The organism is Micromonospora globispora (genome assembly GCF_003857015.1).
GTDB classification, from domain to species: domain Bacteria; phylum Actinomycetota; class Actinomycetes; order Mycobacteriales; family Micromonosporaceae; genus Micromonospora; species Micromonospora globispora.
Genome location: NZ_QGGF01000473.1, coordinates 1 through 13,715, shown reverse-complemented (window position 1 = coordinate 13,715; position 13,715 = coordinate 1). Strand labels below are relative to the sequence as shown.

Genomic DNA, 13,715 nt, shown 5'->3' with positions numbered 1-13,715 from the left:
ACTCGGCAATCGCCTCGTCGGCATCCTGCACGGCTGCCTCAAGACCGGCGCCGCCTACGACGAGACAACTGCCTGGGCCCATCTCCACCCCAGTTCTTGACAACGAAAAACATAGGATGTCTGCCGCGGATGGTTAAACGGTGTCCGGGTCCGGGTGCGGTTCATCACGAGCAACTGCAGCTCGGGCTGGTGACCGCCCTCCTCATGAGACGGTAGGGGCGGGCGAGCGAAATGTCGTACCCACTTCCTACGGTAGGGCGATGGACTGGAAGATCGAACTCATTCCCGTTCCGGTGACCGACGTCGACCGCGCCAAGGCGTTCTACGAGCGGGTGGGCTTCAACGCCGATCACGACCACACAGTGCATGAAGGCCTGCGGTTCGTCCAGCTGACGCCGCCGGGATCAGCTTGTTCCGTCGTGATCGGCGAAGGCATCACCAAGAAGACGCCTGGTACCCAGGAGATCCAGGTCGTGGTTGCCGACGTGGAGGCGGCGCGCACGCAGTTGCTCGACGCCGGCGTCGAGGCGAGCGAGGTCGACGTGCAGCCGTGGGGCAACTTCGTCTACTTCCGCGACCCAGACGGCAACAGTTGGTCGCTGCAGGCAATCGAGTCGCGCCCCAACGGCTAATCGAGGTGTCCCTATCTAGCCTTGTCCTCATTGGGCTCAGGACAGACTCACATGCCGCCGACCGGGCGTCGTGCTGAGTAACCGGCTGCGGCGCCGAAGCCGTCCGGTCGTGCCGATGTGCGTGCACGTGGCGTCGTTGATCAGCGAGGGCTGTGATCCTCGCCGCCTCTAGCACATTCGCGCAGAACACCATTGAGGTAGGCGGCCGGCTCTGTCTGCTGCGCCCCGCCCCTCCCGATTTGACATCGCTATGGATAGCGGTTATCTATTGTTGATCTACGGAGGGTGTGTTGGGTGCAGGACGTGGTGCTGGCCATGCTGGCGAAGGAGCCGGCGTACGGGTACGAGCTGCGTAGCCGGATGCGTGGCGCGCTCGGCCCGCTCGGCGAGGCGATGAACGCCGGGCAGATCTACGTGACGCTGGCCCGGCTGGCCAAGGCGGGGCTGGTGACCTCGCAGCGGGCCGAGGGACTGCCGGACCGGCCGGACCGGCGGGTGTACGCGTTGACTTCGGCGGGGCAGCAGCGGGTCGCCGCGTGGCTGGCCGAGGTGAGTTGGCCGAAGCCGGACCTCAGCGAGTTCCATCTCAAGCTGGTGGCCGCCGCTGCTGCCCGGCTGGCCGATCCGGTGGCCCTGGTCGATGCGCAGCGGCGCGAGCTGCTGCGCCGGCTGCGGGATACCCAGCGGGCTGCGTTGGAGCGGTCGGTGGATCCGGTCGTCGGGTTGTTGTTGGAAGGGGTCGTGCTGCGGCTACGGGCCGACCTGGAGTGGCTGGAAGCGTGCGAACGCATGTGGACCGAACGCGACCGGACTGAACAGAAGGGGAACCGATGACCGAGCGGAGCGAGGGCCGCGAGGGCATGCCCGGTGGTGCAGCATGACCGGGTCGGCGCTGCTACGGGCGCGCGGGGTGACCAGGTGGTACGGCCGGGGAAGCGCACTGGTCCGCGCGGTCGACGAGGTCGACCTGGAGGTGCCCGCCGGGCAGACGCTCGCGATCATGGGTCCCAGCGGCTGCGGCAAGTCGACCCTGTTGCACCTGCTGGGCGGGCTGCAACGCCCGACCGACGGTGAGATCTGGCTGGCCGAGCACCGGATCGACGAGATGAGCGAGCGCGGCCTGGCCCGGCTGCGGCGGCATCACATCGGCTTCGTCTTCCAGTCGTTCCACCTCATGGACGAGTTGACCGCGGTGGAGAACGTCGAGCTGGCCGCGTTGCTGGCCGGACAGTCGCCGCACCGGGCTCGGCAGCGCGCCATGACTCTGCTGGACCGGGTGGGGCTCGCCGACCGCGCCAAGCACCTGCCGTCGGCATTGTCCGGTGGTCAGCGCCAGCGGGTCGCGATCGCCCGCGCGTTGAGCAACGAGCCGCTGGTCGTGCTGGCCGACGAGCCCACCGGGAACCTGGACAGCGCCGCCACCCTGGAGGTGCTGCGGTTGTTCGAGGAGCTGCGTACGGCGGGGCAGACGCTGGTGGTGGTCACCCACGACGCGCGCATCGCCGCGGTCGCCGACCGGGTGATCTCCATGCGGGACGGGTCGTTCGCCGACGACAGCCGGCTCGCCGGCACCACCACCGGTACCACCGTCGGCACGGGCACGGTCTACGGCGGGTGGCGCTGAGATGGCCGGGCGTCTGCTGCTCGTGTGCCGGCTGATGGTCCGGGACCTGCGCCGGCGGCGCACCGAGACCGTACTGCTACTGCTCGCGATCAGCGCCGCGACCGCGACGCTGACTCTCGGCCTCGCCCTGAACAATGCTCTCGCCCAGCCGTACGAGCGGACCCGGGCCGCCACCGCGGGCCCAGACGTGGTGGCGATGCCGGGAGCGACGGGCCCGGAGGCTCTGGCCGCACTCGCGCCGCTGGCCACCGCGCCCGGTGTCACCGCACACAGCGGACCGTACCCGATCGCCTATCTGATGCTGACCGCACGCGGCAAGACCGTGCCCGCGGTCGTCCAGGGCCGGGACAACTCCCCGGCGGGGCTCGACCGGCCCGCGGTGACCGCCGGCACCTGGGTACGCCCCGGGGGCGTGGTCATCGAGCCCACCTTCGCCAACGCCCTCGGCGTGCACATCGGCGACACCGTCGACATCAACGGCCACCCGCTGCGGGTGGTCGGGACCGCGGTCACCGCCGCCAGGGCCGTTTACCCGCGCGCCGACTGGCGCGCTGATGCGGGCAGCCCCCTGACCGAATTCGCTGGCCTGGTATGGGTCGACCGTAGCCAGATCGGCGCGCTGGCCGGCGCGCGGCCGCTGTCATACACCCTGAACCTGAGATACGCGGACCCGCGGGCCAGCACCTCGTTCACCCACAAGGGCATAGGCGGGATCGAATACACCAGCTGGATAGAGATCGCCGACGCGGACGGCAAGCTCGTCAAACAGGCGCACCTGGCCCTGCTGGTCGGCAGCTGGCTGCTCACCGCCCTCGCGGTGGTCAGCGTCGCCAACATCGTCGCCGGCCGCGTCGTCGACCAACGCCGCCGGGTAGGACTACTCAAGGCCGTCGGCGCCGGACCGGCCATGATCGCCGCCGTCCACCTCGCCGAATACCTCGTCATCGGGCTCGCCGCCGCTGGCACCGGCCTGACCGCCGGCTGGCTCGCCGCACCAGCGCTGACCAACCCCGGCGCCGGGCTCCTCGGCTCCACCGGCACCCATCCGCCCGCGCTGCGCGCCGTGGTTGCCGGCACCGTCCTCGCCCTCGCCATCGCCGCCGCTGCGACGCTGGCACCCGTGCTACGCGCCGCCACCACCGACACCATCCACGCGCTGGCCGACGCCGCCATGCCACCCCGACGCCGCGGGTGGCGCGTCTGGCTGTCCCGCCGAATGCCCACCGCCCTGCTGATCGGGGTACGCATCAACGCCCGTCGCCCCCGCCGCGCCCGCCTCGTCATGGTGAACACCCTGATCACCGCGACCGCGGTCGCCGCCTTGCTCATGGGCCTGGCGCAGGACCGGCAGGTCAAGCTCGGCGAATCGGAGCTGGCCAATCCCCAGAGCACGCGAACCCTCCAGGCCATGCTCCTCGTCATCGTCGTACTGTGCGTCCTCGCGCTCATCAACGCCATCGTGAGCACCTGGACCGCGGTCCTCGACGCCCGCCACCCCCTGGCCGTCGCCCGCACACTCGGCGCCACACCCGCACAGGTAACCGTGGGCATGGCGGTGGCGCAGCTTCTTCCCGCGATACCCGGCGTCGCCCTCGGGGTCCCGGCCGGCATCGGGCTGTATCTGGTCGCCAGTCCGGGCGACCAGCAGTACGCACCCGCCTCCTGGATGCTCGCCCTGGCACTCACGGTCCTCCTCACCGTTGCCGCACTCACCGCCATCCCCGCCCTGGCCGCCACCCGCCGCCCGGTCGCCGGCGCCCTCCAATCCACACCAACCTGACCGGCCGCCAACGGCCTATAGCCCGCTCGCGGCACCACGACGAGCGGAACCGCCGAGCGAGACGGCAGTCGCAGCTGACGCATCAACTACACAAGAAGTTGCATGGATTTGCCGCGATCCGCGCGCTACGCGGCGTCACGGAGTGCCGACTCGGCCGGCATACGCACGTGCCGATGAGCGATCGTCGTTGCTTCAGAGTTCCGCTGCCCATGACCGGGCGGCTGCGTCGCGCGAAAAGACCGAGCACTGACGGCGCCGACAGTGCCAGGATGCTCGGCATGTCTGGTCGCGCACTGAGCTTCGGAGCTGTATCGGAAGCATACGAGCGGTTCCGACCGGGGTATCCCGTGGAGCTTTTCGACATGGTGATGACGTACACGGGTCAGCCGGTTCGAACTGCCCTCGAGATTGGCGCTGGGACCGGCAAAGCAACCCGCCTGTTCGCTCACCGGGGGATCACGGTCACCGCTACCGAGCCTGACGGGGCCATGCTCGCCGAGCTGCGTAAGCACGTGCCAGCAAACGTCAAGACCATCCAAGCCGCGCTCGAGGACTTGCGACCGAGCGAGAGCTACGAGCTGGTCTATGCGGCAGCGGCGCTGCATTGGACCAACCCGAGGGTCGGTGGTCGCGCATGGCCGCGCTGCTGGAGCCGGGTGGCGTGTTTGCCTCGTTCGGTGGACCAATCCGGCTGGCTGACCCGGCTGTGGAGGAAGCTGTGCGCGCGGCCCGGGCACCGTTTATGGAGAGCGACGAGGTTCCGTCTCCAGATGGGACGCCCCCGGAACATGACATGCAGTGGCCGGGTACGGAGCTCCAACGGTCTGAGTGGTTCGCCGATGTTCAGCAGTCCGTGATCGAGCGGCGCTTGACGATGAGTGCTCGCGACTACGTTGGCCATCTCTCGACCATCTCGGCCTATCTCGAATTGCCGACCTTCGAGCAAGAGCAGGTATATAGCCGGATCATGCAGGTCCTGCCTGAGGCGGTCGAGGTTGCCGCCGACATCACCGTCCATCTCGCGCGTCGGCGCTGCGAGCAGTAGTGCCTCGATAATCAGATGCCCGCCCTACGAACGGTCATCCGGACATGCCGCTGGTCGCGCGGTCGTGCCGATGGCAGGAGGGCCATCCAGGGGCAAGATCTCGCTGCTGGGGTCAACCCACATGGAACCGTGGGGGTGCAGCGTCCGACTGCCTGCGCACCCCGCGCGATGGCCGGCCGGGCCCCGCCGCATAGGTACAGGTGATTCGGTGAGCGACGGTCGCGGAATCTGCTGGGTGCGGGGGAGCCCGACCGGGGAGGTCGGGCTCCCCAGCGCCGGTCAGCCCAGGGAGACCAGGCGGGCGCCGCCGTCGGCTTCGATGACGGTGCCGGTGAGGTTGGCATTCGTCGCGGCCAGGACGACGACCTCGGCGATGTCGTCGGCGGTGGCCACGCGCCGGGCCGGTAGCACCTGGGCGACCTGGGTGAAGTAGGCCTGCCGGGCATCGTCGGGTAGGCCGCTCCACCAGGGCGTGTCGACGAGGCCGGGCGAGACGCCGTTGACCCGGATCGGCGCGAGTTCGACGGCGAGCGGCCTCACCAGCCCTTCCACCGCCCCGTTGACGGCCGCGAGACCGGCGGTGCCGGGGATGCCGGCCCGGGCGCTGATCGCGCTGACCAGCGTGATCGAGCCGGTCGGCGCGAGGTACGGCAGCGCTGCCTGGATGGTGGTGAGGTGGCCCCAGAACTTGGCGTCGAACGCGCGGCGGAGCGTGTCCGGGTCGAGGTCGGCGATCGATCCTCCGCCTTCGCCGCCGCTGAGGGCGACGACGAGCCAGTCGATCCGGCCGATGGCCTCGACCACCGTACCGATCTCGGCGCGGTCGCCGCCGTCGGCCTGGTGGCCGGTGATCTCCGGGTCGGTGGTCGCGATCTCGTCGAGGCGTTCCTTGCCGCGTCCGACGACGTGCACCCTCGCGCCGAGGGCGTGCAGCCGGCGGGCGGTGGCCAGCCCGATGCCGGACGTACCTCCGACGACAAGCGCGGTATTGCTCATCTGATCTCCTATTTCGAACCGTTACGTCTCGTCTCGGTTTACGCTAGCATGGGTTCGTGAACGACCAACCGATCCCGGCCCGCCCTGGTCGCAAGCGCAGCGAGGAGAGCAGGCTCGCGATCCTCACCGCGGCGTTCCAGCTTGTTGAGGAGGTCGGCTACGCCGGTCTGACGATCGAAGGGATCGCCGCGCGCTCGGGCGCCGGCAAGCAGACGATCTACCGTTGGTGGCCGTCGAAGGCGGACGTGCTGCTTGACGCCCTGGCCGCCAAGGCCAACCTGCACATCCCGATCCCGGACGAGGGAAGCTACGCCGCCGACCTGCGTACCTTTCTCACGGCCAGCTTCAAGCTGGGGCGCGACCGGCGGGTCATGGGCGTACTGCGCGCCCTGATGGCCCACGCGCAGATCGACGAGGAGTTCGGCGAGCGGTTCCGTAACTCGTTCCTGCAGCGCCGGCGTGACGCACTCGCGATCATCGTCGACCGCGCGCAGGAACGCGGCGACCTCCCCGCCGTGCCATCACCCGGCACCATCGCCGACATCGTCTTCGGCACCCTGTGGTACCGAGTGCTCGCCACCCGACAACCGCCCGACGATCGGCTGGCTGACGAGTTGGTGACCATCCTCGGCGGGCCACAACCCGGAACCGCTCCACCCACCTCCACCCAGAGGAAGCACCGATGACCGATCCACGGACCATCTTCATCACCGGCGCCACCGACGGCCTCGGCCGGGCCCTCGCCCACCGGCTCGCCACCGAGGGAGCCACCCTGATCCTGCACGGCCGAGACCCGAACAAGCTCGACCGCACCGCCGAGGCCATCCGCGAGGCGTACGGTGTCCCGCGGCCCCGGACCGTCCTCGCCGACCTGGCCGAACTCGCCCAGGTACGTCGTCTGGCCACCGACGTGCGCGAGACCACGGACCGCCTCGACGTGTTCGTCAGCAACGCCGGCATCGGCGGCGGTGAACCCGACGGACGTACCCGACGGACCAGTGCCGACGGACACGAACTGCGCTTCGCCGTGAACTACCTCGCAGGGTTCCTGCTCACCCTCGAACTGCTCCCGCTGCTGCGTCGCTCAGCGCCGGCCCGCATCGTCAACGTCGCCTCCATCGGCCAACACCCGATCGACTTCGACGATCTCATGATCGAACGCGACTACAGCGGCATGCGCGCGTACGGCCAGAGCAAACTCGCCCAGATCATGTCGGGCCTCGAACTCGCCACCCGACTGTCCGCCGCCCAGGTGACCGTCAACAGCCTGCACCCAGCGACATACATGCCAACCAAGATGGTGCTGCAGGAAATCGGCTACACCATCGACACGCTCGACGAGGGAGTGACCGCCACCCATCGACTGGTCAGCGGCGCCGACGTCGCCACGACCACCGGCCGATTCTTCGACCGCACCCGGGAGACCAAAGCCAACCCCCAGGCCTACGACGCTGCGGCGCGTGCCGAGCTGTGGCGGCGCAGCCTACAACTGGTCGATCACGCCGACATCGACTAGGTGCCTGTCTGGAGTTGTGATCACGTGGCGGGGCAACGGGGTGGGCGGGATCGCGGTCGAGCTGGTAGCTTGCAGTCGACCGAGACACCGTCCGAGGAGGTGAGACCCATGAACGCTGTATCCATGTGGGTGCTCCCCTTCTCGTCACGGTCGGGCGATTGACGTAGGTATCGCCGGGAGCGCCTCGACAACAGGGCACTCCCGAAAGGCAACCCCTATGCACTCTCTGCAGTTCACCGCCGAGTCGCCGTCGAACGGCATGATCGAACGCGACTTCACCGTGGGCGACGTCCCCGGAGTTCTCTGGTCGCCGGCTTCCGGCGCCGTTCGCGCACCCCTGATCCTGATGGGCCACGGCGGCGGCAACCACAAGAAGCATCCGGCGATGGCGGGCCGCGCCCGCCTCCTCGTGACCGGCTGCGGCTTCCACGTCGCCGTCATCGACGCGCCCGGTCACGGCGACCGGCCGCGCACGGCGCACGACGAGCAGGAGATCGCTGCCCTGTACCGGGCGAGGGCGGCGGGCGAGCCGGAAGGCCCGATCGTCGTCCGCTACAACGCCCACCTGGCGGAGCTCGCCGTCCCCGAGTACCAGGCCACCCTGGACTCCCTCCAGGAACTTCCGGAGATCGGCGCCGACGGGCTGGTCGGCTACTTCGGCATCAACATGGGAACCGCAATCGGAATACCGCTTGTGGCGATCGAACCCAGGATCACCGCCGCGGTCTTCGGCCAGCACTGGCCCGACGTCCTGGCCGAGGAGGCGAAGCAGATCACCATCCCGATCGAGTTCGACATGCAGTGGGACGACGAGCACATCCCGCGCGAGGCCGGTCTCGCGCTGTTCGACGCCTTCGCCTCGAAGGAGAAGACGTTGCACGCCAACGCGGGCAAGCACAAGGAGCTGCCCAGGTTCGAGGCCGACAGCGCGGTCCGGTTCTTCGCCCGGCACTTCGGCCGAGCGGTCACCTCGCTGGCCTGACGTGCGCGGTTGCGGCGTCCGGCTTGCCAGCTGGGCGCCGCGACCGCGGCCCAGGGTTGAGGCTGCGTATCCAGATGATGGATCCGCGTAGTTGGAGCCCGCCATGTAGCTCGCGGGCGTCTTGTCGTAGCTCGTGGCTAGGCCCCGCCACGCCCGGATCTTGTTGATACAGCGCTCCACCGTGTTGCGCTTCTTGTACAGCTCAGCGTCATGGGTCACCGGCCGGCCGCCGTCCCTGGCGCGCTTCTTGCGGTTCGCGGCCTGATCGGCCTTCTCCGGGATGACCGCCTTGATCCCGCGTCTGCGCAGGTAGGCGCGGTTCGCCCGCGAGGAGTACGCCTTATCGGCAGCTACCGCGTCCGGTCGGGTGCGCGGACGGCCGACCGGTCCGCGTACCTTGACCTTCTCCAGCACCGCGATGAACCGGGGACTGTCGGCGGCCTGTCCGGGCGTGAGCACGAACGCCAGCGGGCGGCAGCGCCGGTCTCCGCAAGGTGAACCCTGCTGGTCAGCCCACCGCGCGAGCGACCCAGCGCCGCCGCCTTGAGCCGGGCCCGGCGGCGCCGACGCAGCCGTCCGCGCTCGGCCCGCTCGGACTCCCCAGCCGGCGAGCCGACGGCCACCGGGGCGATTTGCCCGGTATCCGCGGCCCCTTCTCCTGCGCCGCAGCCTCTTCCAGCGCCGCCAAGATCTCCGGTTCCACCACCATCCCGGCCGCGTCGTGATGGGCGCGGGCCACCGTGGAGTCCACGCTGACCAAAGACATGTCCGCCTGGCCGCGCCGCGCGGCCTCGGCGATCGTCCCCTCCATCAACGCGGCGAACACGCCGACGTCGCGCCACTGGGTAAAGGGTCGTAGACCGTCTGCCAGGCCCCGAACTCCTCGGGCACCTCTCGCCATTGGCTGCCCAGTGCGGAACCGCCAGATGACGCCCTCGAACTGTTCGCGCAGGCGCTGCGGGAAAGGGCCGTACCGCCCCATCGGCAGAAACGGCTCTATCAGTTCCCACTCATCATCGCTCAGTTCACGTCGGGTCACCGGGAGCGTTCTACCAGCTCGGCATGAACCCTCGGGTCCGAGACAGACCGCATTGATCACGACTCCAGGCAGGCCCTAATGGCCTCCGAGGACACCGCCGGTCTGGTCAGTCGCGGGTGGCCTTGTCACATCCACAGTCCGCAGCGGCCCCATGGCCGCCGTTGGCGGGCACCCGAACAAGGTCACGTGCGCGGATCTGCCGCGGATCGCGTCCGTCGAACGCGCGACCGCTGACTACGACAGGCATGGCGGTGGTCGCGTCAGGTGGTCAGCACAGCGACGATCGGTAGAGCACCTCGACGTACACGACGTCGTCGTTTACCACGTTGAGGATGAGGTAACCCGGCCACGGCGCATCGAGGCAGACGTTGCGGTGGCCGTCGCCGTACGGTCTCCGCGGCTTCGGCGCGGTGTAGAAGCTCTGGCAGAACTCATCCTCACAGGAGCACACCTCGACGATGCGCAGCCGCTCGACCTGCTCCTTCAGCTGAGCCTCGCCGCACATATCGAGGGCCGCAGCGAGCTCGGTGGCGAAGATCGGCCAGGTTGTGCGCAACAACGGCGCCTGAGCCGGCTGGACGTCCACGGACGGAGGTTATCGACGAGCCTCGATGAAGGGCTCACTTCTGCCGTCGAGCATGTGTGCCGGCCGCCGGATCTTCGTCACCGTCCGTATACATTATCCTTGTTCCCGGCCACGGTGCCGAGTACGCGCTCTTGCCGAAAAGAGAGTGCACCAATTCGGCGATCATTCTGAAATCGATCAATTACTCGGATCGGGCGATCATCGAGCGGAACGGTCGACTGTTCCCCGGGCCCGCCGGTACCGCCTTTCCGGCCCTGGACGCCGTTCTGATCAGCGCGACCGGGCGGTCGGCCATCGCGAAACGCAGGATGTCGTCGAACGTCACCGGCGGCGACTCGTGTTCCGGCGGCCACTGCCTCGGGACCTGCTGCACCAGCCGCCGGAACCGGGTCATCACTGTGGGCGGGTGTGCTGGGCGGACGTTGTGGTAGTGACCAGGCGGCGAGGCGGTTCCGGCGTGCCGACCAGCCGCTGCTGCTCCTCCGCCACGATCATCCGGGCCAGCTGTACCTCGGAGATGTCCACGGCGCCCGGCGCGGCCTGCGCGATGGTGCTGTGCCGGACGTACGCGTCGAAGAGCTGCGCCTTCGAGCCGAGGAGCTCGATCATCCGCTCATCGACCGAATCAGCGATCAGCAGGCGGTGTACCTGGACGGTGCGCACTTGCCCCATCCGGTGTGCCCGGGCGATCGCCTGGGCCTCGATCGACGGCTTGACCTGTGGCTCGCACAGGATCACCACCGAGGCCGCCTGGATGTTCACGCCGACCCCGGCGGCTTCGATCTGACACACCAGTACGGCCGGCTTCGGCGCGGCGGTGAACTCGTCCACGATGCGCTGGCGGTCGGCGACCGGCGTCGAGCCGGTGATCGGCCCGCAGGCGTCGGTACCGAGCGCGGCGTACACCACGGCCAGTACGTCGCGGAAGTACGAGAAGACCACGACGTTGCGATCGTTGGCCATCGCCTCCCGGGCCAGCTCGAGCAGGCGGGTCAGCTTCGCCGAGTGGTGCGGCTGGCGAACGGCGAACGCGGCCCGGCGCATGGCCATGAAGTTGCCCTCGCGCACCGCGACCCGGTACGCGGCTCCGTCCTCGGCGCCGAACTCTTCCCACTCGTCAACCTGTACCAGATCCGGCAGCTCGGTGAGCACGTCGGGCTGGTTGCGGCGCAGGTAGACCGGCGCCGCCGCGCGCCGGAACGCCTCGACGCTGATCGCCGCGTGCTCGGGCCCCATGCCGGCGGCGATCTCCGGCCGCAGGTGTTCGATCAGGGCCCGGAACTCGTCGATCCGGTTCTCCATCGGCGTACCGGTGAGGAACAGCACCCGGTTGGACTCCGCCGCGACCCGGTTGACCGCCTGCGACCGCTTCGCGTTCGGGTTCTTCACGTAGTGCGCCTCGTCGACGACCAGCAGTGCGGGCCTGGGTGGGGGAAGCCCGAGCGCGCCGAGCGCGCCGAACGTGACCACGCCGACACCGCCCTCGTCCCGCCATCGGGCCGCCGCCCGCGCCCGGCCGTTGCCGTGCAGGCTGATGGCCGGAATCGTCGAGTGCCGGGCGATCTCGCGAGCCCAGTTGATCAGTACGCTGGCCGGGCAGACGACGAGGAAGTGGGTGGCGCCACGGGCGGCCAGATGCGCCATCGTGGCGATGGCCTGGACCGTCTTGCCCAGCCCCATCTCGTCGCCAAGCACGACCCGCCGCTGGACCAGGGCGAACCGGGCACCGAACGACTGGTAGCCGCGCAACCGGAGGCTGTCGTTGAGCCGGGAGGTGTCCAACTGCTGCGCGCCGACCCGTTCGACGATGTCGGCGGGCAGGTAGCCCTCGCTCGCGGCGACGTCGCCGCCGAGGCCGACGACCTGGCTGAGCAGGCCGTAGTAGTCCGCCGAGTGCTGTTCGAAGTCGCGCCAGACCTGCTCGTCGCTCGGCGTACGGACCGCGCGTACCTCCTGGGCGGCCCGCCGCTGGCCAGTGGACTCGGCTGTGTCCAACATGGCCCGTACCCGCCGCGCCGCGTCGTCGGCGATGGCCTTGTCCCCGGCCCGCATGAACAGCCGGCGCAGCCGTCCGGCCCCGGTCGGTTCGGCGATCGGCCGCTGCGTGGCCAGCTCCGAGGCGACCCGTCCGGCGTCGGCCTCGTGTACCCCGGCTGCGTGCCACACCGCGCCCCAGTTGGCCAGCGCCCGCAGCAAGCGGGTCATGTCCGGGTTCTTTGGGTCGAACTCGATCCGGAACTGCAGCGAGTCCTGCGCCGCCCGCTTGAGCTGCTCGGCGGCGTGGATGCTCTTGCGTGCCGTACCTTTGCCGATGCCGGGTACGCCGATCAGCCGGTCCGGGCCAGCCCGGAGCAAGTCGGCGACCGAGTAGATGCTGTGTGCCGGCAGCTCGTCCAGCCGGGCCCGACCGTCCACGGTGTCCTTGACCGTCTCGATCGACATCTTCCCGATCGCGGTCCACACCTGGGGCTCACGCGCGATCGCGTACGCCTCGACGGCCTTCGCACGGGCCGAGCTGACGGTCTCGACAATCGCTTCGGCGTCGGCCTGTGCCTCGGCTGCCCGGGCCAGCAGCGCGCGTGTCTCCCGGCGACTCGGGGCCGTCATCGCGACGGCGGGCACGGCAACGGGCCTGCAACGTCCGGCCGGGTCGCCGGCCGCTGTAGCACCGTGGAGTACTGCAGAGACATGCCCTTGAACGTACCGACAGACCGGCCGTGGTGCTCGGTACGCCGCTCCGAACCGCGCCGACGCCTATCGACGCAATAGCATACCTTAGGGCATAACGGACGGCTGTCGGTCGGCGGCGGCGCACGTCGCGTCAGCACCGCCGGTCACCGCCGAAGGAGTGCCGTACATGTCGCCGAAGAGAAGCCCTGGACGCCAAATGCCAGCAACCCGGACATGATCTTCCTGCTGGATCGGCAAGGTACGCGCACCTGTCGTTCAATCGGCGGACCGGTACCTGGTGGCGGCTGTGGCAGCACCGCCAACCCGAACCTCTCGGCGCGGACGGCGCGGCGATGCTGCGTCCGAGCGACATCGACAAGACCATCCAGACGAGCAACATTTGGATCATGAGAATCCGGGTCACCCACGTGCCGGTGCGCTGACCGACGAACTCGCGCGGCGCTAAGGCGCTCGTGATCCACTTCGCCCAGCTTGCCGGCGCCCGTTGACCGGCCGCGCCAGTGACCAAGCGCAAGCAACAGCGGACACGGTTCCAACGCGACGGGTCAACGGTATCCGCTCATCAGCCGCGATCCGCGCGCTGCGGAGCGTGACCACCCAGCAGCCCTCGGAGTGTCCGGACATGCCGACGTGAGTGCGGGCAGCTCTCATCATGTTCCACAAGGTCATGGCTATTAGGTGTGGCGGGGCCGCTCGCCTAGTGCTCTGACCACAAACGTTGGCGGTGTTGGTGACACGCCGGCCTGAGTGAAGGGCTGGGCCGGCGTGGGGCCGTCAGGCTGTCGGGGTGGCAGAGCCGGTTCGGGTACGTCGATTAAGTGATC

At 69.2% G+C, this 13,715-nt stretch carries 11 protein-coding genes and 2 pseudogenes; 9 read left to right on the top strand and 4 right to left on the bottom strand.

Going from position 1 to position 13,715, the window contains the following annotated elements; genetic code table 11:
* Window positions 1-260 precede the first annotated feature (260 nt).
* The 6 genes and pseudogenes from DKL51_RS25420 (at window position 261) to DKL51_RS36670 (ending at window position 5,081) form a co-directional block, all read left to right on the top strand.
* Window positions 261-632: a VOC family protein gene (locus DKL51_RS25420; RefSeq protein ID WP_109943855.1), complete on the top strand. Its 372-nt coding sequence runs from the start codon at window positions 261-263 to the stop codon at window positions 630-632.
* Window positions 633-926: 294 nt separating this feature from the next.
* Window positions 927-1,466, top strand: coding sequence for a PadR family transcriptional regulator (locus DKL51_RS25415; RefSeq protein ID WP_109943854.1), 540 nt, complete (start codon window positions 927-929; stop codon window positions 1,464-1,466).
* 43 nt (window positions 1,467-1,509) lie between these two features.
* Window positions 1,510-2,256 (top strand): ABC transporter ATP-binding protein, encoded by a 747-nt coding sequence (locus DKL51_RS25410; RefSeq protein WP_109943853.1) that lies wholly within the window; start codon window positions 1,510-1,512, stop codon window positions 2,254-2,256.
* 1 nt (window position 2,257) lies between these two features.
* A complete protein-coding gene (locus DKL51_RS25405; RefSeq protein WP_109943852.1) occupies window positions 2,258-4,036 on the top strand; it encodes an ABC transporter permease in 1,779 nt (592 codons plus the stop codon).
* A 173-nt stretch (window positions 4,037-4,209) separates the two neighbouring features.
* Window positions 4,210-4,596, top strand: a pseudogene (locus DKL51_RS36970) (class I SAM-dependent methyltransferase); the annotation flags it as partial.
* Window positions 4,597-4,670: 74 nt separating this feature from the next.
* On the top strand, window positions 4,671-5,081 hold the full coding sequence (locus DKL51_RS36670; RefSeq protein ID WP_243422290.1) for a hypothetical protein: 411 nt from the start codon (window positions 4,671-4,673) through the stop codon (window positions 5,079-5,081).
* A 279-nt stretch (window positions 5,082-5,360) separates the two neighbouring features.
* On the opposite strand, the gene DKL51_RS25395 is transcribed toward DKL51_RS36670, so the two are convergent.
* Entirely contained in the window at window positions 5,361-6,077 is a 717-nt protein-coding gene (locus tag DKL51_RS25395) for an SDR family oxidoreductase (RefSeq protein WP_109943851.1), read from the bottom strand.
* Between the two features lie 56 nt (window positions 6,078-6,133).
* On the opposite strand from DKL51_RS25395, the gene DKL51_RS25390 reads away from it, so the two are divergent.
* From DKL51_RS25390 to DKL51_RS25380, 3 genes are all read left to right on the top strand, one after another.
* A complete protein-coding gene (locus tag DKL51_RS25390; RefSeq protein WP_109943850.1) occupies window positions 6,134-6,763 on the top strand; it encodes a TetR/AcrR family transcriptional regulator in 630 nt (209 codons plus the stop codon).
* On the top strand, window positions 6,760-7,593 hold the full coding sequence (locus tag DKL51_RS25385; protein ID WP_124812588.1) for an SDR family NAD(P)-dependent oxidoreductase: 834 nt from the start codon (window positions 6,760-6,762) through the stop codon (window positions 7,591-7,593). Before DKL51_RS25390 ends, DKL51_RS25385 begins: the two co-directional genes overlap by 4 nt.
* A 217-nt stretch (window positions 7,594-7,810) precedes the next feature.
* Entirely contained in the window at window positions 7,811-8,575 is a 765-nt protein-coding gene (locus DKL51_RS25380) for an alpha/beta hydrolase family protein (protein ID WP_109943848.1), read from the top strand.
* 58 nt (window positions 8,576-8,633) lie between these two features.
* Here the strand turns inward: DKL51_RS25380 and DKL51_RS25375 are convergent.
* From DKL51_RS25375 to DKL51_RS25365, 3 genes and pseudogenes are all read right to left on the bottom strand, one after another.
* Window positions 8,634-9,614 (bottom strand): annotated as a pseudogene (locus DKL51_RS25375) (IS5 family transposase); the annotation flags it as partial.
* Between the two features lie 268 nt (window positions 9,615-9,882).
* The gene (locus tag DKL51_RS25370; protein ID WP_207783780.1) at window positions 9,883-10,200 is read right to left on the bottom strand and encodes a hypothetical protein; all 318 of its coding nucleotides are present in this window, start codon (window positions 10,198-10,200) and stop codon (window positions 9,883-9,885) included.
* A gap of 393 nt (window positions 10,201-10,593) precedes the next feature.
* On the bottom strand, window positions 10,594-12,807 hold the full coding sequence (locus tag DKL51_RS25365) for a DEAD/DEAH box helicase (protein ID WP_109943856.1): 2,214 nt from the start codon (window positions 12,805-12,807) through the stop codon (window positions 10,594-10,596).
* Between the last annotated feature and the right edge of the window lie 908 nt (window positions 12,808-13,715).